The organism is Nakamurella panacisegetis, from assembly GCF_900104535.1.
Classification (GTDB): Bacteria; Actinomycetota; Actinomycetes; order Mycobacteriales; family Nakamurellaceae; genus Nakamurella; species Nakamurella panacisegetis.
Genome location: NZ_LT629710.1, coordinates 2487903 through 2509430, shown reverse-complemented (window position 1 = coordinate 2509430; position 21528 = coordinate 2487903). Strand labels below are relative to the sequence as shown.

General features: G+C 69.0%; 18 protein-coding genes. 2 read left to right on the top strand and 16 right to left on the bottom strand.

All coding sequences use genetic code 11. The features are described from left to right. Window positions 1–2: 2 nt before the first annotated feature. Window positions 3–1643: an ABC transporter substrate-binding protein gene (locus BLS97_RS10990; RefSeq protein ID WP_090476007.1), complete on the bottom strand. Its 1641-nt coding sequence runs from the start codon at window positions 1641–1643 to the stop codon at window positions 3–5. 259 nt (window positions 1644–1902) lie between these two features. Here BLS97_RS10990 and BLS97_RS10985 point away from each other — a divergent pair, with 259 nt between their 5' ends. Beyond that, complete coding sequence (locus BLS97_RS10985; protein ID WP_090476006.1) at window positions 1903–3951, top strand: oxidoreductase; 2049 nt, start codon at window positions 1903–1905, stop codon at window positions 3949–3951. Between the two features lie 22 nt (window positions 3952–3973). Here the strand turns inward: BLS97_RS10985 and larC are convergent, their stop codons facing one another. Genes larC through BLS97_RS10910 form a run of 15 tightly spaced genes read right to left on the bottom strand, consistent with a single transcriptional unit; the run spans window position 3974 to window position 19471 of the window. Continuing rightward, window positions 3974–5191, bottom strand: a complete 1218-nt coding sequence (gene larC, locus BLS97_RS10980) for a nickel pincer cofactor biosynthesis protein LarC (protein ID WP_090476005.1) — start codon at window positions 5189–5191, stop codon at window positions 3974–3976. Beyond that, the gene (larB, locus tag BLS97_RS10975; RefSeq protein ID WP_090476004.1) at window positions 5188–5856 is read right to left on the bottom strand and encodes a nickel pincer cofactor biosynthesis protein LarB; all 669 of its coding nucleotides are present in this window, start codon (window positions 5854–5856) and stop codon (window positions 5188–5190) included. The genes larC and larB overlap by 4 nt, the downstream gene beginning before the upstream one ends. Then, window positions 5849–6688, bottom strand: a complete 840-nt coding sequence (larE, locus tag BLS97_RS10970; RefSeq protein WP_090476003.1) for an ATP-dependent sacrificial sulfur transferase LarE — start codon at window positions 6686–6688, stop codon at window positions 5849–5851. The genes larB and larE overlap by 8 nt, the downstream gene beginning before the upstream one ends. Beyond that, window positions 6685–7212, bottom strand: coding sequence for a gluconokinase (locus tag BLS97_RS10965; protein WP_090476002.1), 528 nt, complete (start codon window positions 7210–7212; stop codon window positions 6685–6687). The genes larE and BLS97_RS10965 overlap by 4 nt, the downstream gene beginning before the upstream one ends. Beyond that, window positions 7209–8549, bottom strand: coding sequence for a lactate racemase domain-containing protein (locus BLS97_RS10960; RefSeq protein WP_090476001.1), 1341 nt, complete (start codon window positions 8547–8549; stop codon window positions 7209–7211). Before BLS97_RS10960 ends, BLS97_RS10965 begins: the two co-directional genes overlap by 4 nt. Further along, window positions 8546–9610 carry a LacI family DNA-binding transcriptional regulator gene (locus BLS97_RS10955; RefSeq protein ID WP_090476000.1) on the bottom strand — a complete coding sequence of 355 codons (1065 nt, stop codon included), beginning with the start codon at window positions 9608–9610 and terminating at the stop codon, window positions 8546–8548. Before BLS97_RS10955 ends, BLS97_RS10960 begins: the two co-directional genes overlap by 4 nt. Beyond that, the gene (locus BLS97_RS10950) at window positions 9607–10653 is read right to left on the bottom strand and encodes a Gfo/Idh/MocA family protein (protein ID WP_090475999.1); all 1047 of its coding nucleotides are present in this window, start codon (window positions 10651–10653) and stop codon (window positions 9607–9609) included. The genes BLS97_RS10955 and BLS97_RS10950 overlap by 4 nt, the downstream gene beginning before the upstream one ends. Continuing rightward, window positions 10653–11546 carry a sugar phosphate isomerase/epimerase family protein gene (locus tag BLS97_RS10945; RefSeq protein WP_090475998.1) on the bottom strand — a complete coding sequence of 298 codons (894 nt, stop codon included), beginning with the start codon at window positions 11544–11546 and terminating at the stop codon, window positions 10653–10655. The genes BLS97_RS10950 and BLS97_RS10945 overlap by 1 nt, the downstream gene beginning before the upstream one ends. A 23-nt stretch (window positions 11547–11569) precedes the next feature. After that, the gene (locus BLS97_RS10940) at window positions 11570–12622 is read right to left on the bottom strand and encodes a Gfo/Idh/MocA family protein (RefSeq protein WP_090475997.1); all 1053 of its coding nucleotides are present in this window, start codon (window positions 12620–12622) and stop codon (window positions 11570–11572) included. Beyond that, a complete protein-coding gene (locus tag BLS97_RS10935) occupies window positions 12619–13449 on the bottom strand; it encodes a sugar phosphate isomerase/epimerase family protein (protein ID WP_090475996.1) in 831 nt (276 codons plus the stop codon). Before BLS97_RS10935 ends, BLS97_RS10940 begins: the two co-directional genes overlap by 4 nt. Beyond that, a complete protein-coding gene (locus BLS97_RS10930; protein WP_197676522.1) occupies window positions 13449–14846 on the bottom strand; it encodes a mannitol dehydrogenase family protein in 1398 nt (465 codons plus the stop codon). The genes BLS97_RS10935 and BLS97_RS10930 overlap by 1 nt, the downstream gene beginning before the upstream one ends. After that, complete coding sequence (gene uxaC, locus BLS97_RS10925; protein ID WP_090475995.1) at window positions 14843–16279, bottom strand: glucuronate isomerase; 1437 nt, start codon at window positions 16277–16279, stop codon at window positions 14843–14845. Before uxaC ends, BLS97_RS10930 begins: the two co-directional genes overlap by 4 nt. Before the next feature lie 6 nt (window positions 16280–16285). Further along, a complete protein-coding gene (locus BLS97_RS10920) occupies window positions 16286–17179 on the bottom strand; it encodes a carbohydrate ABC transporter permease (protein WP_090475994.1) in 894 nt (297 codons plus the stop codon). A gap of 1 nt (window position 17180) precedes the next feature. Beyond that, a complete protein-coding gene (locus BLS97_RS10915; RefSeq protein WP_090475993.1) occupies window positions 17181–18128 on the bottom strand; it encodes a carbohydrate ABC transporter permease in 948 nt (315 codons plus the stop codon). Continuing rightward, window positions 18125–19471: an extracellular solute-binding protein gene (locus BLS97_RS10910; protein ID WP_090481922.1), complete on the bottom strand. Its 1347-nt coding sequence runs from the start codon at window positions 19469–19471 to the stop codon at window positions 18125–18127. The genes BLS97_RS10915 and BLS97_RS10910 overlap by 4 nt, the downstream gene beginning before the upstream one ends. Window positions 19472–19846: 375 nt before the next feature. On the opposite strand from BLS97_RS10910, the gene BLS97_RS10905 reads away from it, so the two are divergent. Continuing rightward, window positions 19847–21517, top strand: a complete 1671-nt coding sequence (locus BLS97_RS10905; protein WP_090475992.1) for an MFS transporter — start codon at window positions 19847–19849, stop codon at window positions 21515–21517. Window positions 21518–21528 lie beyond the last annotated feature (11 nt).

Here is a 21528-nt window from a genome sequence, read left to right as displayed (position 1 = left end):
GCTTATGCGCCGAACCCGATGTTGACGTAGTCGAACTCGAAGCCGAATTCCTTGTAGTTGACGACCTTCTTGGACAGGCCGATGATCCGGTCGGCGAAGAAGGGCACGATCGAGGCGCTGGAGTCGACCAGGATCTTCTGCGCGTCCTGGTAGTACTGCTTCCGCTTGGCCGTGTCGGCCTCCTTGCGGGCGCTGTCCAGGATCTTGTCGAAGGAGGAATCGGACCAGAGCGACTCGTTGTAGGACGAACCGGTCCGGAAGATCTGGTTGAGCAACTGGTCGATGGGCCGGCCTGTGTACCAGTACGACACACAGAACGGCTTCTTGATCCAGACGTCGGTGTAATAGGAATCGGCCGAGGCCGTCTGGATGCTGATGTCCAGCCCGGCGCCCTTGACCGAACTCTGGTAGGCCTGGGCCAGGATCGACATGACCGGCTCGTAGCTGGAGGTGTAGAGCTGCTGGCTGCCGGAGAATCCGGCCGAGGCGAGCAACGACTTGGCCTTGTCGGGGTCGTGCGGGACCGAGTAGTCGAGGTAGTTCGGGTCGGTCGGGGGCACCGGGTTGTTGTTGGCCACGGTTCCGAGCCCGTGGATCGACAGGTCGATGACCTCCTTCGGGTCGTAGGCCAGCTTGAATGCCTGACGGACCTTCACATCAGTGAAAGGCTTTGCCGTGTAGAGCATCGGCATCACGTACCAGGCGGCGTTCTTGACGGTGGCTGTGGTGGCGGTGCCGGAGGCGGTGACCGTCTTCGAGGTGGCGTAGTCCAGGTTGGTCTGGGCCACCAGGTCGACCTGCTGGGCCAGCAGGGCGTTGACCCTGGCCTGCACGTCGGCGATCGCGGTGAACTCGATGCTGTCCACCTTCGGCGCCCCGCCGAAGTAGTTCGGGTTCGCCTTCACCGTCCCCTTTCCGGCTGCCTTGAACGAGACCAGGGAGAACGGCCCTGTCCCGATTCCGGTCGATCCGATGGTGCCGGCCGAACCGGCCGGAATGACGTAGCAGTTGTAGTTCATCAACAGGCTGACGAACTCGGCGTTGGGCGACTTCAGCTTGACGACAAGGGTTTTGGCGTCCTTGGCGGAGACACCGGAACTGTCGAGGAACGGCGAGAGCACGCCGGCCTGCGGTGACTTCGTCTTCGGATCCAGGATGTGTTGCAGGGTGTAGACGGCGTCGGCCGAGGTGAACGCCTTCCCGTTGTGGAAGGTCACCCCCTCGCGGAGTACGAACGTCCACGTCATCTGGTCGGCCGAGACCGACCAGCTGGCGGCCAGATCCGGGGCGACGGCACCCGAGGCATCCTGCTTGACCAGGCGGTTGTAGAGCGCGCCGAGGTACTCGTAGGCCGAGAGCGAACTGGCCGGGTCCAGCGTCTCGACCGTGGAGGCCGGGGGCCGCGCGATGCGCAGGGTGCCGCCCGACTTCGCCGTTCCGGTCGCGCCGCTGGTGACCGCCGCCGAACCCGCGGCACTGGTGGTGGCCCCTCCGACCGCAGCCGAGGAGGTGCCCGACGTCGATGACGAACTGCTTCCGCAAGCCGCCAGAATCCACGGCGCGACCACAAGGCCGGCGCCTCCGAAGAGCACGGCCCTTCGCGAGATGCCTTGCGCCAGACCTGGTCTGGCAGCGGGAGGCATGGCCGGAACTACGCTCGGTGCCGGTTCTGAAGCATTGCTGGGCGTGGCATCCATTTCAAGGACCTCTCAGCTGGTGTCGGATCGACCGGAAACGACTTGCGTGTCGAGTCGGGTATCGACTGGCGGCGGCTCTGCGCGATACTCTAACGACCGTACGATTAAACCGTACGACCGTGCGATACGGGAAGATAAATCTCCTGTTTCCGGCAAGTAAATCGCCGCTCCCCACCTCCCGATTGACCAGAGACGAGTCGAGAAGATGTCATCGCTGCTCACCGATCCGCTCCTCGAGCCCTTCCAACTCGGGCCCCTGACCCTGCGCAACCGGGTGGTGAGCACGTCGCACGAGCCGGCGTTCTCCGAGGACGGCATGCCGAAGGAGCGTTACGCCGCCTACCACGTCGAGAAGGCGAAGGGCGGAGTGGCGCTGACGATGATCGGCGGGTCGGCCGTGGTCTCCCCCGACAGCCCGCCGGCGTTCGGGAACCTGCTGATGTACAAGGACGAGATCGTCCCCTGGCTCTCCCGGCTCACCGATCAGGTGCACGAACACGGCGCGGCGGTGATGTGTCAGCTCACCCACCTCGGTCGGCGGACCAGCAACTACGCCGGCGACTGGCTGCCGGTCCTGGCCCCCTCCCCCCTGCGCGAGCCCGCGCACCGTGCGTTCCCGAAGCAGGCCGAGGGGTGGGATCTGGCCCGGGTGGTGGCCGACTACGCCGCCGCCGCCCAGCGAGCCGTGGCCGGAGGGCTGGACGGCATCGAATTGGAGGCCTACGGGCACCTCCTGGACGGGTTCCTCTCCCCGGCCACCAATCGCCGCGCCGACGGATGGGGAGGCACCCCGGAACGCCGGCTGCGCCTGGCCCTGGCCGTGGTCCGGAGCATCCGCGACGCGGTCGGGCCGACCTTCCCGATCGGGATGCGCCTGGTCATCGACGAGGACGTCCCGGGCGGCATCGACCCCGACTCCGGTATCTCGGCGGCCCGCACTCTCATCGCCGAGGGCATCGACTTCATCAGCGTCATCCGCGGCCACATCGACACCGACGCCGCCCTGGCCAGGGTGATCCCGCCGATGGGCACGCCGTCGGCCCCGCATCTGGAGTTCGCGGGCTGGGTGAAGAAGGAACTCGGCGTGCCGGTGATGCACGCCTCCCGGATCGCCGACGTCGCCACCGCCCGACATGCGATCCGGGACGGACTGCTGGACCTGGTCGGGATGACCAGAGCGCAGATCGCCGATCCCTACCTGGTGGCCAAGATCGCCGCCGGCCAGGAGGACCGGATCCGGCCCTGTGTCGGGGCCGGCTACTGCCTGGACGCGATCTACCAGGCGAGCGACACCAAGTGCATCCACAACCCGGCCACCGGACGCGAACTGCTGCTCCCACACCATGTGCCGCCGTCCACTGGGCCGAGCCGGAAGGTGGTGGTGATCGGGGCCGGCGCGGCCGGGCTGGAGGCGGCCCGGGTCCTGGGCGAACGAGGACATCGGGTGGTGGTCCTGGAGGCGGCACCGGAGGCCGGCGGCCAACTGCTGCTGGCCGCCCGCTCGGCGGCGCGCAGGGATCTGCTCGGGATCGTCGACTGGCGCCTGACCGAATCGGCGCGGTGCGACGTCCGTATCCGATACAACACCTACGCCGATGCCGCGACGGTGATGGCCGAGGCGCCGGATGTGGTGGTCGTGGCCACCGGCGGGATGCCCAACACCGGCTTCCTGGAGTCCGGGTCGGAGCTGGTGCTCGACACCTGGGACGTCCTGGCCGGCTCGCGGCCGCCGGCCGGTGACGTGCTGCTCTACGACGACCACGGCGGACACAGCGCCATGGACGCCGCAACGGCCATCGCCGAGTCCGGAGCGCGTCTGCACATCGTCACCCCGGAACGCACCCTGGCCATGGACGTGGGCGGGATGAACTATCCGCGCTACTTCGGGATCCTGGACCGAGCGCACGCGAGAACGACGCTGCTGCAACGACTCCGCTCGGTCCGCCGCGGTGCCGACGGCCGGCTGGTGGCCACCCTGTTCAGCGAGTACAGCGAGCTCGAGACCGAATTGACGGTCGACCAGGTGGTGGTCGAACACGGGACCCTGCCCAACGACGAGCTCTACCACGCTCTGGTGCCGGGCTCGAAGAACCTGGGCGCCGTCGACCATCGGGCCCTGCTGGCCACCGCGACCCAGTCGTTGACGCCGAACCCGGCCGGCCGGTACCAGCTGTTCCGGATCGGGGATGCGGTGTCCAGCCGCAACGTGCACGCCGCGGTGCTCGACGCCTACCGGTTGTGCCTCGCGATCTGAACGACGTCTGCTTCCTGGACCGCTAACCGGTCCGGCCCGGAGCCGCCGGCGGGACCACAACCCCCTGGTGCCAACCCGCGGCCCGGGCGGCCAGCTCCGCCGCCCGGAGCACGTCGGGCTGGCTCCGGGACAGCGCGGCGGCCCGGGCCGCGACCGAGTCGAACTCCGGGGTGACCTGGCTGACGACCCCGTCCCGGAGCGCGATCTTGACCGACACCGGGCCGCCGTCCACGTCGACGTCGACGAAGAAGCGGCGAAGGGCGTGTTTGGCCGCTTCGACCTGACGGACACCGATGGTGCTGGTCAGGTCGTACATCCGGTCCCGCAGTCCATCCGCCCGTTCGGGCCGGCACAGGACATTGAGCGTGTGGGCCGGACGGCCCTTCTTCATCAGAATCGGCGTGAGCCACACGTCGTCGGCGCCCGAGATCAGCAGCTCCTGCAGGACGCCGGGCCAGAGCCGCGGGTCGAGATCGTCGACATTGGCCTGCAGGATCAACGCCGCACTGGTGGCGGGAGAACCCTTCTCGATCAGGTCACCGAGCAGGATCCGGGTGACGTTGGCCCGACCGGTGATGTCACGTGTCCCGGCGCCGACGCCGACGGTCCGCATCACCATCGCCGGAAGTTCCGGCTCAGGCCGGGCCAGCGCGGCCAGCAGCGCCATTCCGGTCGGTGTGGTCAGCTCACCATCGCCACCGGCGCTGACCGGCCAGCCGAGGGCGAGCTGGGCCACGGCCGGCACCGGGACCGGGATGGTGCCGTGGGCGACCCGGACCTGGCCCGAGCCCAACGCCACCGCGCCGGCCGAGATCGACGTGACGCCGAGGTCCGCCACCGCGGCGCACACCCCGACCACATCGGCGATCGAGTCGAGCGCCCCGACCTCGTGGAAATGGACCTGTTCCGGATCGATGCCGTGCACGTGACCTTCGGCCCGCGCCAACCGTTCGAACACGGCCTGGGCCGACACCCCGACCGCCCCGGGCAGCCCGTCCAGCAGCCCCCGCACGGTGCGCCAGGTGCGATGCGGCGGATCGTCGACCAGGACGTCGACGTGAGCCTTGGTGGCCCGCTGCCCGGCCCTGGTCACCGCCTCGACCCGCAGGCGCACCGATCGGGCCACCACCGAATCGATCGCGCCCTGCACCGCGGTCAGGTCGGCCCCGGCGTCCAGCAGGGCTCCGAGCAACATGTCCCCGGCCACGCCGGCCGACGGGTCGATCCACAGGTGCGTCATGTCGGGGCGGTGATCTGCGCGGCCAGATAGCCGGCGCCGTAACCGTTGTCGATGTTGACCACGCTCACCCCGGGCGAACACGAGTTCAGCATGGCCAGCAGAGCCGCGATGCCACCGAAGGACGCGCCGTAGCCGACCGACGTGGGCAGCGCGATGACCGGCGCTTGCACCAGTCCGCCCACCACGCTCGGCAGGGCGCCGTCCATTCCGGCCGCCACCACCAGCGCCCCGGCCCCGCGCAGGGTGTCCAGCCGGGCCAGGATCCGATGCAGCCCAGCCACTCCCACGTCGACGATCAGTTCGACCTCCCGACCCAGGTAGCGCGCGGTCAGGGCGGCTTCCTGGGCCACCGGCAGGTCGGAGGTGCCGGCGGCGACGACCACCACCGGTCGTCCGGTGGGGGCCGGCGGTTCCGGGGGCCAGGCCAGCAGCCGGGCGGTGGTGTCGTACCGCGCGTCGGGCAGGTGGGCCAGCACCGCGGCGGCGTGCGCGGCCCCGGCCCGGGTGAACAGCGTGGTGATCTCCCGGTGCCGGGCGATCTCGGCCGCGATCAGGCCGACCTGCTCGGCCGTCTTGCCCTCGCAGTAGATCGCCTCCGGATATCCGCGCCGGCGGACCCGGTTCAGATCCAGGTCGGCGATCCCGGCCAGCGCGTCGTCAGGCACCGGAGGCCAGCACGGTCAGGGTGAAGGCTCCGGACGCCAGGCCGCCCAGATCCACGGCCGCGTAACGGAATCCGGCGTCCAGCACGGCCTGGCGGATCTGGCGTCGCAACGGGTCGGCCGCGGCCCGGACCAGGTCGGCCGCCGGGAGTTCGAGTCGGGCGATGTCACCGTGGTGGCGGACCCGGAAGTCGGTCAGTCCAAGGCGGCGCAACGCGCTCTCGGCCCGGTCGATCTGGGCCAGCTTCTGCGGGGTGACCTCGTCGAAATGCGGGATGCGGGAGGCCAGGCACGGCGCGGCCGGCTTGTCGGCGCAGGGCAGCCGCCAGGACCGGGCCAGCCGGCGGACGGCCGCCTTGTCCAGCCCGGCGTCGGCCAGCGGGCGCAGCACCCGATGCCCGGTCGCGGCTCTCGACCCCGGTCGGTCCGGACGGACGGCGTCATCGGCGTTCTCGCCGTAGGCGATGGCGTCCAGCCGGTTCCGGTGCAGGACCTCCTCGTCGATCCGGGTGAACAGCTCGTCCTTGCAGTGAAAGCACCGGTCCGGCCCGTTGCGGCGGTACGCGTCGTTGTCGCCTTCGTGGGTCTGCACCTCGACCAGGGTGGCTCCGATGTGGGCGGCGGTGGCCCGCGCTGCCTCGTGCTCGTCGGCGGCCAGGCTGGGCGATACCCCGAGAATCGCCACCACCTGGCCGGCACCCAGATCACGCACGGCCGCGGCCAGCAGGACGGACGAGTCGACGCCGCCGGAGAAGGCAACGCCGAGCCGCTCGACGCCGGCCCATCCGTCGGAAAGTGAACGGGGGACCGGGAGTTCGGTCCGGTCGGCGCTCATTTCTGTTCCAGACCCAGCGCGTCCAGCGCCCGGCGCAGCACTTGCTCCGGCGATCCTTCGATGCTGACGGCGACGCCGTCCTCGCCTGGCTGCAACGGTTCGAGCGTGGCGAACTGGGAGTCGAGCAGCGAGGTCGGCATGAAATGCCCGCTGCGAGCGGCCATCCGGACGCCGACGGTGTCGTGGCTGCCGGACAGGTGCAGGAACCGGACCCGGGCCGCGGCCTGCACCAGGCGGTCCCGGTAGATGCGTTTCAGGGCCGAGCAGGTGACGACGGCGTTGTCGTCGATCGAGTTGATCCAGTCCACGATCGACGCCAGCCACGGCCAGCGGTCCTCGTCGGTCAGCGGGACGCCGGCGGCCATCTTGGCCACGTTGGCCGGGCTGTGGAAGTCGTCGGCCTCGGCCACCCGCCACCCGAGCGCCGCCCCGAGTTCCTGCGCGACGGTCGTCTTGCCCGATCCGGCCACCCCCATCACCACGACGACCGTCTTGGCCTTACCTGCCCTTTCGGCCGCCGTCATCCCTGGGCTCCGTCGGGCCCCGCGCTGCGGCCGTCGGGCTCCCCGGTCCCCGGGGGGCCGCCGGGGCGACGGAGGCGGTACAGCACCTCACCGGCGTGCGGTTCGACGAAGGTGTCCGGATCGGCCTCGTACTCGGCGATGTCGACGGTGGCCGGATCCAGGTAGTCGAGGTTGACCGCGCGCACCACGTCCTCCGGAATGCCGGTGGCCAGGGTGACCTGGACCCGGTTCCGCTCGCCGTCGGCCGGGCTCCAGGTGCCCTGCCCCCGCAGGTGGGTGGAGTGGGCCAGATCGCCCCAGGGCACGTCCTTGAACCGGTCCCACTGACCCAGGAAGTAGTCCCGATTGTGGTACCCGATCTCGGCGATGTGCGGGTGCATCACGGAGATCTCGGTGATGTGCGGCGCGTAGATGATCACCTCGCCGCCGTCGGCCACGATCGGCTCCAGCTTGTAGAAGCCCTTGGCCGCGGTCCAGATGTCCTCGTACTTGCTCGGCATGATCGACAGCACCCGCCGCACGGGCGCGTCCCGATAGGTCACGTGGGTCTCGGCAGAGATCTCCGCACATGCCGCCCAGGCGTCCTCCGGGGTACCGAAGGCGATGGCGTGCAACGAATCCGTGCCGGACGCGACGACCAGGCACAGGGCCAGCCGCTGCGCCGGGATCAGCCTCGACGCCTCGTTGATCAGCGCTCGGACCGGGGTGATCCCGCTGGTGCCGATCATGTCGGCACTGGTGATCAGCGCGCCGACCCAGTGCGACAGGTCGATGAGTTCCTGACCCGACACCCCGGGGAAGAAGTACTTGTTGCCGCCGGAGAATCCGACCACCTCGTGCGGGAACACCGGCCCGATCACCAACGCGATGTCGGCCTGCGCGACGTGCCGGTTGATCCGGACCGTGACCTCCGGCCCGTTCAGCAGTCCGTGAGTCAACTCGGCCAACCGGTCCGCGGTGATGGTGCCCAGCGTCGTGAACGTCTCGGGCCGCCAGGATTCGTGGTTGATCACGGTCCACCCGGGGTACACCGACCCGACCTCTCCCTCCGGATACCCGAGGTGCCGGGCCAGGTGCTCGGGGGTCATGCCCTGGTGGGTGCCCAGCGCGATGACGACCGTCACGGCGTCGGTCTGCGGGGCGAGCACGGCGTGCACGGCCCGCAACAGCAGCGGCAGCGGGCAGGTCCGGGTGCCGTCCGGCACCACCAGGGCCACCCGCTGACCACGGAAGTCGATGTCGGCCAAGGCTTCCCCGATGAACGCCGAGACGTCCTCGTGGCTCAGCTCCGCGCCCGGGCCGCCCAGCGTATGCAGAGCGGGAACCATCGTGGTCATTCCTTGTCCTTCCGGTGACGGGCGGGGCCGGCCGAGCCACGCTCGATCAGGTGGGTGGGGACCACCAGCGCGCCACCGGCTCGTGGTTGGGCACCGTTGATCACCGCCAGCAGGTTACGGACCGCGATGACGCCCATCTGTTGCAGGGGGGCAGCCACCGTGGTCAGGGCCGGGGTGATGAGGCTGGAGGCGAAGATGTCGTCGAAGCCGATGACGCTGACGGCCGTGGGGACGACGATGCCGGCCTCGGCGAGTTGGTTGATCACACCGATGGCGACCTGGTCGTTGTAGGCGAGCACGGCGGACGGGAGGGGCGACATCAGGTGAGTGGCGGCCTCCCGGCCGCCGTGAACGGTGGGAGCGAAGGGTCCGATACGGCGGGTCGAGACCTTCAACTTCGCACCGACCTCCAGCAGCGCGCGCCAGCGGGCGCCGTCCGCCCACGAGGCTTCCGGACCGGCCACGTAGGTGACCGATCGGTGTCCGAGGCCCAGCAGGTACTCCACCACCTGACGGACGCCGGACTGGTTGTCTGTGGTCAAGCTGGGGACCTCCGGGATCGAGCGGTTCAGCACCACCATGGGCTTCTGCCGGGCGGTCACCTTGATCGCCGCGTCGGACATCCGGCTGGTCGCGAGCACGATCCCGTCCACGATGGGAATGACCCGTTCCAGTGCCTCTCGTTCCAGCACCTCGGACTCCTGGCCGTCGGCCAGCACCATGGTGAATCCCGCTTCGGCCGCCGCCGCCTGGGCCCCCCGGATGATCTCGGCGTAGAACGGGTTGGCCACGTCGGAGATGGTGAAGGCGATGATGGAGGTCCGGCCGGTGGGCAGGGCGCGAGCCAGTGGGTTCGCCCGGTAGCCGAGGCTTTCGGCGGCGCCACGGATGCGTTCGGCGGTGACCGCGTTGACCCGGCCCGGCCGGGCGAAGGCCCGGGAGACGGTGGAGGCGGCCACGCCGGCCTTCCGCGCCACGTCGTAGATGGTGGCGGACTTCGGCGCGTCCGTCCCGTCGTCGCCCGGACCGTCGGCCCTGGTCCGGGGGCTGTCGGACTTCACCGCGCGACTCGATCCAGGCTTGCCCCGGGCCACCGGCCGGGCCGGCGCCGGGCCAGGTCGGACTGGGCGTACACATCGGTCACGATGCGCAGAGTCTCCATGGCCGCGGCCGGATCGATCCAGAACGGGCGCCGGCGGCGGACGTGCCGGTAGAAGTCGTCGATCAGCCGCTCATGGGACAGGCCCCAGTACGCCTTCTCTCCGGTGGCGATCCCGTCCGCGGCGACGAACAGGGTCTGCCCGTCGGTGTAGGTGACGGTCAGGTCGTTCTCCAGCCGGACGGTGGCCCGGTCAGCGAGCAGCTCGATCATCACCGGCGCGTTGTCGATGTAGGAGTTGGTGGCCTGGAAGATCGATCCGGCCCCGCCTCGGTGACGCAGCACGATGCTGGCGGTGTCCTCGACCTCGACCGGATCGTCCAACGTGAGTCGAGAGGCCTGCCCCCGGACGTCGACCACCTCGCCCAGGAACCACTGCAACAGGTCCAGGGTGTGGATGGACTGGTTGATGAGCACCCCGCCGCCGCCCTCGGCCCAGGTTCCGCGCCACGGCCGACGCTCGTAATAGCTGTTGTCCCGGAACCAGTCCACGCTGGCCCGGCCGCCCCGCAGGGCGCCGAGAGCGCCGGTGTCGATCAACGAGCGCAGCGCCTGGGACGTGTTGTTGTACCGGTTCTGGTAGCAGACGCCGACGATGGCCGAGCCGCCCTCGGCCGCGCGCTGGACCTCCTGCGCGTCGGCCATCGAGGTGGCCACCGGCTTCTCCACCAGCACGTTGACGTTCCGGCGCAGCGCGGCCGTCGTCATGGCGGCGTGCTGGGCGTGGGGGGTGCAGATGTGGACGACATCCGGCCGTTCGGCCTCGAGCATCGATTCGAAGCCCGGGTACGGCGTGACGTCCCACCGCTGGGAGGCCGCGGTCAGCCGGCTCCGCTCGACGTCACACACGGCCACCAGCTCGGCGTCCCCGTGCGCGGCGATGGCGTCGAGGTGCACGGCCGAGATGTCACCGCACCCGACCAGGGCGATCCGCAGAGCCGTCATCAGGACGATGCGCCCCGCGGCAGGGTCGACATGGCCCAGTCGTAGGCGATCTGGTGACACTCCCGCAAGGGCACCGTCGGCACGTCCACCTCGATCATGTAGTCGCCGGTGAAGCCGGAGGCGAACGCATCGATGCAGCCTTGCAGGTCCACGTCACCGGCGCCGGGCTCGGCCCAGATCCGTCCGGGCAGCGTGGCCTGACGGTAGTCGAGCCCGTCCGCATCGGCCCGGGCGATCCCGGCGGCGAACGTGTCCTTGAGATGGATCGCGACGATGCGGTCGGCGTAGTCGCGCAGCACCTGCGCGACATCCGCTCCGGCCCAGGACATGTGGCCGGTGTCCGGACCGAACGAGATCACGCCGGCGCCGAGCTCGTCCAAGACTCGGCGGATCTCGGCCTCGGTCTCCACCCATCCCCCGACGTGCGGGTGGAGAGCCGCCGTGACCCCTTCGGCCTGCATGGCCCGGCAGGCAGCACCCATGCCGTCGATCACCCCGGACAGCCGGCCTTCGTCGGCATCGGTTCCGACCGCCGGGCGGAGCATCCGGGGCGAACCGGGCGGCTCGATCGTCGAGATCATGCAGACCGACTGGCCCAGCCCGGCCTGCACGGCGGCGAACCGTCCGGCGGCCTCGGCCACCTCGGCGTGCCGCGCCGGGTCGTCGAACGATCCGTTGAACAGGCTCACCGCCGGGGCGAGGCCGAAACCCTCCAGCCACGGCAGGTAGTCGGCCGGGTTCATGTCGCTGGGCACGTCGGCCTTGACCGCGCGGTACCCGATGTCGGCGAGTTCGGCGAAGGCCCGGCCCAGGTTGGCCGTCGAACGGTCCGGTGTGCCGTCGATCAGCCAATAGGCGATCGGGTTGACCGCCAGCCGGGGTTGCGTGCTCATGGGTGTCTCCTCGGGGTGCAGGGCTACAGCGTGACAGGTAGGCCGGTGCGGGCCGATTCGTACAGGGCCAGGATGACGGCCAGCGAGGTGCGGGCGTCGGTCGTGCTCACCCGCGGCTGTCGGTCGGTACGGATCGCTTCGACGAAATCGGCCAGTTGCCTCTGGTGCGCGTCGCCCAGTCCCGCGTCCGCCGGGTCGAGTCTGAAGTCCGGGGTCACCTGGTTGAGCCCGGTCCCGCTGGACATCTGGATCTCCGGTGCGGGACCGACGTTCTCGTGGAAGAACACCAGTTCGTCGTCGGAGATCACCGCTGATCCCTTGGTGCCGAAGATTCGGAGGCTGGCGTCCAGGCCCGGGTAGGCGGCGGTGGTGCCGTGGATCAGCCCGAGGGCGCCGGAGGAGAACTTGACCACCGCGGCCGCGGTGTCCTCGACCTCGATGCGTTCGTGGGCCAGACAGGCGGTGTGGGCGAAGACCTCGACCGGAGTGCCCACCGTGGTGACCATCAGATTGATCGTGTGGACGCTCTGGTTCATGATCGCGCCGCCGCCGTCGAGGGCCCAGGTGCCGCGCCAGTCCCCGGAGTCGTAGTACGTCTGCCCGCGCCACCAGGCATGGGAGGCGATGGCCGAGGTGACGGTGCCGAGATGCCCGGCCCGCACCGCGTCCAGCACCTTCTCGGTCGACCGGTCGAACCGGTGTTGACTGATCACGGTGACCTTCCGGCCCGAACGTGCCTCGGCCGCGATGATCCGGTCGGCCGCGCCGAGGCTGATGTCGATCGGCTTCTCCACCACGACATGCTTACCGGCTTCCAACGCGTCGACCGCGACGTCGGCGTGCAGGCCGCTGGGGGTGCAGACGGTGACCGCATCGATGTCCGGCCGGGCCAGCAGGGCAGCCACGTCGTCGAACGCCTCGACACGGCCGAACCTGGCGGCCATCGCGGATGCCTTGTCCAGCTTGATGTCGGCGATGGCCACCAGTTCGGCCGAGTCGGCCAGACCGGCCAGGGCCCGGCAATGCACCTCGCCGATGACGCCGGCACCGATCACGGCGAATCTGATCTTGCTCATGCGTAGGTGATCCCTTCGTTGTCCAGCAGGGCGGTGAATGCGTTGGTGGCCCGGGTGAACTCGGCCGCGCCGGAGAAGCCACCGAGCGGATTCACCGCCGCCAGGTGGGGCTCCATGGAGAAGAACCCGTCGTAGCCGTCGGCCCGGAGGGCGCTGATCGTCTCGCGGACCTGACCGTCACCCTCGCCCGCAGCCACCACCTCGCCGGTCGCCAGCACCGCGTCCTTGACCTGGATGTAGACCGTGTGCGGACGGAGCCGGTCGTAGGCCTGGGTGAACGGCCGAACCCCGCACTGCACGTAGTTGGCCGCGTCCCAGGCCAACTTCAGGGTGGGTCGGTCGACCGATTCGACGATGTCCAGCACCCGCTCGGGGACGTCCCCGAAGATCTCCTTCTCGTTCTCGTGCAGGAGGACGACACCGGTTCCCTCCGCCCGCTCGGCCATCGCCCGCATCCGGCGGATCACCTCGTCCCGGTGATCAGCGGGGGGCTGGTCGGGACGCAGGAAGAACGAGAAGATCCGGATGTACGGCGCCCGCAGCCGGGCCGCGACAGCCAGGGCCCGGTCGAGACGGACCAGGTGTTCGTCGAAATCGTCCTCGATGTTGACCTTCCCGATCGGCGAGCCGATCGAGGAGACCGCGATCGAGTGCGCGGCCAGCACCTTCTCGACCTCGTCGAGTTGCTCGTCGGTGAGATCGAGAACGTTGACGTTCCAGGCCGAGCGCAACTCGATGTGGCCGATGCCGAGCTGATCCAGCAGCCGGCACTGGGTTTCCAGATCCGGGTCGATCTCGTCGGCGAATCCCGAGAGGGTCCACGTCATTACTTGCGCTCCCTTGCGTTGGTCCGTTGTGAGGTGATTCCCGTCGGGCCGACCAGTTCCCGGCAACCGGCGGTGACGGCGTCGACCAGGTCGCGGTCGCGCGTCAGGGCGGGGTCGAGCGATCCGAGCACGGCGACGACGGCTGCATCCAATTCCCCGGCGGCCAGATCCGCCAGGCCCGCGGTGGCGTCCTTCACCGGCGCCCCGGCCCCGCGCAGGTGATTGATCCAGGCCGAGACGACCCGGATCGCACCGGTCGGCATCCGTCCGGCCGCGCGTTCCCGGCGCAGCACGGGCAGGATGCGGACGCCGATCTTCTGCGATCCGTCGGCGGCGATCTGGGCCAGCCGGTGCCGGATCCCCGGGTTGGTGAACCGAGCCACCAGGGCGTCGCGGTACTCCTGGTTCTCCGCGGCGGGCAGGGTCAGGTGAGGCAGCGCCTGGGCCCACCACTCGTCGACCCAGCCCCGGCACACCGGGTCGGCCATCGCCTCGGCGATGGTGTCGTGCCCGCGGGCGCTGCCGGCGTAGGCCAGCAGACTGTGAGCGCCGTTGAGCATCCACAGTTTCCGCTGTTCGAACGGCCGGATGTCGTCGACGAAGCGGGCGCCGGCGGCGTCCCAGGCCGGCCGGCCGGCCGGGAAGTCGCCGGACAGCACCCATTCGCTGAACGGCTCGGTGACCACCGGTGCGGCATCGTCCGATCCGGTGAGGGCGGCGGCCGCCGCCCGATCGGCGTCGGTGGTGGCCGGGGTGATCCGGTCGACCATGGTCGTCACGAAGCTCACGTGGTCGTCGATCCACCGGGCCAGGGCCGGGTCCACCCGGTCGGCCAGCTCACCGACGACGGCCGCCGTGACCCGGCCGTTGTCGGGCAGGTTGTCGCACGAGACGACGGCCAGGGACCCGGCGCCGGCCGCCCGCCGTGCGCGCAGCCCGGCCACCAGCCGGCCCGGCATGGTCTGCAGCGGTCCGCCGGCCGTGGTCAGCGCGGCGAGGTCGGCCTGCACCTCCGGCCGGTCGATGCCGAGCCGCCCGTCCGGGCCCCGGACGTACCCGGCTTCGGTCACGGTCAACGTCACCACCGCCACCGCCGGATCGGACAGGTAGCCGGTCAGGGCCGCCGTGTCCGCCCCGGGATGGGCACGGGCCACCGCCGGGACGATCTCGGCCCGGTCCCCGTCGCCCCCCCGGGTGATGAGCGTGTACAGGCCGCCCTGCGCCTCCAGCGCCTCGGCCAGCGCGGTCGACCGACCGGTGAACGCCGCGATCCCCCAGTCCGGCGCATCCGGTGCGTGAGCGGTGTACCAGGCCTGATGGGCCCGGAAGAAGTTGCCGAGACCGAGGTGGACGATGCGGATCGGTGGACCGTCGCCGGCCCGCAGAAGTGCCCTCACAGCTTGAACACGGCCCTGGGCTGGTCGGTGACCAGGCGGCTGAGACCGTCCATCGCCTCGTCGAGGTCGAGCCGGTGCTCGGCCACCAACTCGGCCAGGAATCCGGCGTCCAGCCGGCGCGACATGTCGTGCCGCGCCGGAATGGAGCAGAACGCCCGGGTGTCGTCGATGAAACCGGACAGCCGCGACAGCCCGGCGATCTCGGAGACCGACCGCTGGAAGGTGCGGATCTCGGCCGGGTTGTCCAGGAACCACCACGGCGCCCCGACGTACACCGACGGGTAGAAGCCGGCCAGCGGCGCGATCTCCCGGCTGAACGTGTCGGCGTCCACCGTGAACAGCACCAGGTGCAGGTTGGGGTGGGTTCCGTACCGGGTCAGCAACGGCTGCAGGGCGCGGGTGTACTCGGTGGCGACCGGGATGTCGTGGCCGGTGTCGGAACCGAAGCCGGCCATCGTCGCCGGGTGGTGATTGCGGAGCACCCCGGGATGCACGGTCATCACCAGCCCGTCGTCGCACGACATCCGCGCCATCTCGGACAGCATGTGCCGGCGGAACGCCGTGGCCTGGGCCGCCGTCACGTCACCGGCCCGGGCCGCACGATAGATCCGCGCGGCCTCCTCCGGTTCCAACCCGGTGGTGATGACGTCGTCGTGGCTGTGATCGGCGGAGACGGCACCGTTGGCGATGAAGAACCGCCGCCGGGCCTCCAGGGTCCGCAGGTAGCCGTTGTAGTCACCGGCATCCATGTCGGCCGCGGCGGCCAGTCGATCGACCGCGGCGTTCCAGCCGTCCTCGAACGGCTCCAGGTACCTGTCGGGGCGGAAGGTCGGGACGACCCGGGCACCGAACGTGGGATCGGCGGCCAGCGCACGGTGGGCCGACAGGTCGTCGGACGGGTCGTCGGTGGTCGCCAGCACGTCGATCCGGAAGTGGGCGAGCAGCGCCCGCGGCCGGAACTCCGGTTCGGCCAACCGCTCCGCGACCTGGTCGTAGAGCCGATCGGCATTCTCAGCGCTCGGTCGCTCGGTGACACCGAAGATGCCACCCAGTTCGGAGTCGAACCAGTACCGCACGGGCGTGCCCCGGAAGACCGCCCAGTTCGCACACAACGTCCGCCACGCCTTCCGGGCCTTGGCTTCGGGCAGCGGGCCCTCACCGACCCCGAGTTCGGTCAACGGCGTGCCGTTGGCGTGCAACATGCGGGTCACGTAGTGATCCGGTTGCAGCAGCAGGCTGGTCGGATCGGCGAACGCCTCGTCGGAGAGCAACATGGTCGGATCGACGTGCCCGTGCGGGGAGATGATCGGAAGGTTCCGCACGGTTTCGTACAGCTCACGGGCGATGTCCCGGGTGCGCGACTCGGCTGGGAACAGGCGGTCGTCGTGCAGGGTGAGCGGGGCCGCCCGGGGGAGTGGATCGGTGACAGTCATTGGTTTTCAGCCCTTCTCGCCGCCGGCGGTCAGTCCGCCGACCAGTTGCCGCTGGAAGATCATGTAGAGGATGACGACCGGTGCGGCCGAGATCAGCGACGCCGCCATCAGTTGCCCGTAGAGCGGCAACGAACCGCCCTCCGTCGTCACGGCGAACGTCTGCAGCTTGATCGCCACCGTCTGCGTCTCCGGGGAGGTCAGCACGGTGGCGAACAGGACGTCGTTCCAACCGACCAGCAGCGAGAAGATCAGCGTCACCACCATTCCCGGGACCATCAGGGGAAAGATGATCTTGCGCAGGGCGCCGAATCGGGTCAGCCCGTCGATCATCGCCGCCTCCTCGAACGCCACCGGAATCTGCCGCAGATTGGTCAGCAACAGCCAGGTCGCGAACGGAATGGCAAATGTCAGGTAGGTGATGATCAGCGCCGGCCGGGTCCCGATGATCGGAATGCCGAGAGCCGAGCCGAACGAGGAGAACACCACGAACAACGGCAGGATGATCATCACGCCCGGAATTGACTGGAAACCGACCAGGGACGTCATCAACGGTCCCCGACCGCGAAAGTTGAACCGGGCCAAACAGTATGCTGCGCCCAGTCCGAAGAATGTGGCGATCACCGCCGCACTCAGCGAGGCGACCAGGCTGTTGATCAGACCCTGGGCCAGGTCCACCGTCGAGAACACGCTGACGTAGTTGCTGAACACAAACTGGCTGGGCCAGAACTCGCCGGACGAGGACTCGAAATCTGGACTGATCGAGATGATCACCATGTAGACGATCGGCAACAGCATGCACATCAAAAGGGCGACGATCACGATCGACAGCCATCGCGGCAGCAGCCGTTGCGGATTCCGGGCGCGGACCCTGGCCCCGGTTCGGGTTTGAATGGCGGTCATGTCAGTCCTCCCCGGCTCTGGCCGTCAACCTGGACGCCCGCAGATAGAACACTGCGGGGATGAGCAGCAGAATCAGCGACAGCACCGACATGGCGGCGCCCAGCCCGAACCGGAACGTCTGGAACGACGTCTGATAGATGTTCACCGGCAGGGTCAGCACCGGATCGGGGGCCGGACTGCCGAACAGGACGAACGGCAACGTGAAGTTGTTGAAGTGGGCCAAGGTCGACAGCAACAGGCCCAGGAACAGTTGGTTGCGGATCTGCGGGAGCACGACGTAGCGGATCTTCTCCCACCACGTCACCCCGTCCATGTCGGCCGCTTCGTACAACTCGTTCGGAATGTTCTGCAACCCGGCGATGGTCATCATGTAGACGAACGGCCAACCGGCCCAGATGTCGACGATGACCAGGGCCCAGAACGTGTTGTCACCGATCAGCCACTGGCCGCCGTCGATACCGAACAGGGAGAGGAAGTGATTGAACGCCCCGTTCGGCTGCAGGATGAATCGCCAGACCGTCGCCGTCACGAACGACGGCAGCACATAGGGCACCAGGAACAGTGACCGAACCAGGAACCGGCCGCGGAACGGCGTGTTGACCGCGAGCGCGGCCAGCAGGCCGATCGGCGCACACACCACCGTGGTCAACACCGAGAACGCCACGCTGACCCACAGCGAATGCAACAGCCCGGAGGTACTGAGAGCTTCGCTGTAATTGTCGAAACTGATGAACGGGGCGCTGATCCACGATTTGAGCGAGTACTGGTCCAGGTCCAGGAAACTCATCACCACGGCCAGTGCGAACGGCACCACGATCACCAGCAGCAACAGCAGCAGCGTGGGTGACATCAACCACAGCGGCCGCCCCCCAGGAGTGCGGACCTTACGCGGCTTCTCGGCACTCACCGCCCCGGCGACCACCGGGTGGGGTTGCAGGCCGGTGGTCATTTGTTCGCTCGGTCCAGACTCGACTGCGCCGCGCTGTTGGCCTTGGTCAGCAATGCCGTGATGGCGCCGGTGTCGTAGCTTCCCTTGACCAGGGAAGGCAGTGACTGCACCACGGTGTTGGTGACCCCGTTCTGCACATCCGACCACGCGCCGGTGAAGGCCGTAGGGGTGGAACCCTTCTCAGCCGCGGCGAACGGGGCCAGCGTGCTGTTCTTCGCGGCCAGCGCGGCGAAGGCGTCCTTGTTGGTCGGCAGGAATCCGAAGTAGTTGAACTGGGCGGTCTGCATCTCGTTGCCGGTCAGCAGATTCACGTAAGCCAGGGCCAGGTCCTTGTTCTTCGAATACGAGGCGATCGCCACGTTGTCACCGGAAACGATGCTCTGCGCGGCCGAAGCGCCGGCCGGGCGAGTGGTCATGCCGACCGGGACGTCCGGCAGCGGTGCGAATGCGTACTTACCATTCACCGACGACTTGTCCAGGCTCGGAATCGCACCGGGACCGGACATCACGATCATGGCCGCCTTGCCCGAACCGAACGCGGTCACGGCGTCGGCGTTCTTCCACCCGACGCTCTTGGTGTCCGTCACCTTGTACTTGGTCACGAAATCGAAGTACGTGGCGGTCGCGGCCACCACCTTGGGGGACGTCAGCTGGGCCGTCTTCAGATCCTTGCTGACGAACGAGCCCCCGGACTGCTCGCTCAGGGTCCAGATGTACTTCCAGGGGTCGAACCCGTCGGCGTAGTCCATGGCGAGGCCGTAGACGCCGTTCTTGGTCAGTTTCGTGGCCACCTTGATCAGGTCGTCCCAGGTGGCCGGCGGGGTGGTGATCCCGGCCGCCTTGAACATGTCGGTGTTGTAGACCATGGCGTACGGGCGCATCGCGACGGGGATGCCGATCTGGTGGGCGGCATCCGGGCCGGACATCGCCAACGACTCCGGGTAGTAGCGCGCACGTCCACCGATCTTCGCCCAATCGGCGTCGGTCAGGGTGGTGAAGCCCTTGGTCGCATAGGCGACCGGGGTGAAGGTGGTGCCCAGCTGGTAGACGTCCGGACCGGTACCGCTGACGATCGACGCCTGGATCTTCGTCGTCTCGTCCGAACTGCTGGCGTAGGTCTCGATCGTCAGGTCGGCCCCGGTGGCGGCTTTGAATTTGGCCGTGATCTCCTTCGACCAGGCCGCAAATTGATCGGGGTAATTGGGTTGGGCACTGATGAAGACGTCCAGGCTGCCTCCACCCCCGGATCCGGAACTGCTGCTCTTGCTTCCGCATCCGGTCAGCAACAGCGAGGCGCCGGCCAGGACGGCCACCGCGGTGAAAATGGGGCGTGATCGTCGCATGATCCACTCCTTCTCGGCGGACCCGGCCACTCTGGCGGGTTCGTGTGGTCCGACGGTAGGAGAGACGCAGGTCATACGGGAACCGGTTGCCATAAGTTGCCGCGAGAGCGTTGTGCCTGGTCAGCAAATTCCCGCCCGGAGATCCAGCGTCTTCACGGCCGATGTCGCATCACGTCCACCGGAGCAGCGACAACTGGGGGCGCGACATCAACTCTGTTCGGTGAACGCGTGCAGGAGGGAAGTCGATGCCTTCCCTGGGCACGAACTCCAGCGAATCGCCCGATTGGCCCGCGGCGAGCGTCATGGTGACGGTCCGCGGGTAAAGATGGTCCGTGGTTCCGAACTCGGGCCACCCGACCGTCGGAGGAGCTGTCCATGACTGAGCCGGACAGGCCAGATTCGGCCCGGCCGCACGTGCCCGCGCACGAGGCGCCCGGGGTCGCCACCCCGCACCCGGAGCACCGGCCGGCTCACCTGCGGATCACTGACGAGGACTCAGCGGACGGCACGGTGCGCGGACGCTCCGGACCCGAACCCCACAAGTGGTGGACACTGGTCGCGGTCTGCCTCGGGACGTTCATGCTGCTGCTGGACGTGACCATCGTCAACGTCGCTCTACCCGACATCCAGGCTGCGCTCGGTACCTCGTTCTCCGGGCTGCAATGGGTGGTCGACGCCTACGCGCTGACCCTCGCAGCGCTGCTGCTGACCTCCGGGAGCCTGGCCGACCTGTTCGGCCGGCGCCGGCTGTACGTCATCGGTCTCGTTCTGTTCACCGCGGCGTCACTGCTGTGCGGGCTGGCCGGCACGTCTCTGTTGCTCCAGCTCTCCCGCGGTCTGCAGGGCATCGGCGGAGCGATCATGTTCGCCGTCTCGCTGGCCCTGCTGGCCGACGCGTTCCGCGGCAAGGACCGCGGCGTCGCGTTCGGCGTGTGGGGCGCGATCACCGGTCTCGCGGTGGCCATCGGCCCGCTTCTCGGCGGCGCTCTGACGTCTGGTCTGTCCTGGCGGTGGATCTTCCTGGTCAATCTGCCGATCGGCGCGTTCGCCGTCGTCATCTGCCTGCTGCGGGTCGCCGAATCGCGGGCCCAGAACGCCCGCCGGCCGGACTGGCTCGGCTTCGTGGTCTTCACGCTGGCGTTGTCCAGCCTGGTCTACGGTCTGATCGAGTCGAATCAGAGAACATTCGGCAGCGGGCTGGTCATCGGCTGTCTGGTCGCGGCCGGCGTCCTGCTGCTGCTCTTCGTGCTGGTGGAGTTGCGCAGCAGGTCGCCGATGTTCGACCTGTCGCTGTTCCGGCTCCCGACCTTCAGTGGGGGCGCGGTGGCGGCGTTCGGGCTCAGCGCCTCCATCTTCGCGCTGCTGCTCTACCTGGTCCTGTACATCCAGGACGTGTTGGGGTTCAACGCCTTCCAGACCGGCCTGCGCCTGCTGGTGCTCTCCGGCGGCATCATCGCCACGTCGGCCGTGGCCGGCCGGTTGACCTCGCACGTTCCGGTGCGGTTCCTGATCGGCCCCGGTCTGCTGCTGGTCGGCGTCGGCCTGCTGCTCATGCGCGGGCTGGACGCGAACTCGACGTGGACCCACCTGATCCCGGGCCTGATCGTCGCCGGAGCCGGGGTCGGGATGGTCAATCCGCCGTTGGCCTCGACCGCGGTCGGGGTGGTCGACGCCCACCGGGCCGGCATGGCCTCCGGCATCAACTCCACGTTCCGGCAGGTGGGCATCGCGACCGGGATCGCGTTGCTGGGAACCCTGTTCACCGGTCAGGTGACGGCCGCCGTCCGGTCGGCCACCGCCGGCGTGCCGGCCCTGGCCGACCAGGGCGACCGGATCGCCACCGCCATCGGGTCCGGCGGCGTGGCCCAGCTGATCGCCGGGCTGCCGGCCGACCTGCGCCAACAGGTCGGTGCCTTGTCCCGCACCGCCTTCACCAGCGGCTTGGACCGGATCATGCTCGTCGCCGCGATCATCGTCCTGGTCTCGGCGGTCGTCGCCTTCTTCGCCATACGCAGCAAGGACTTCGCCCAGCAGAGTGCGCGCTGACCGACACCGCG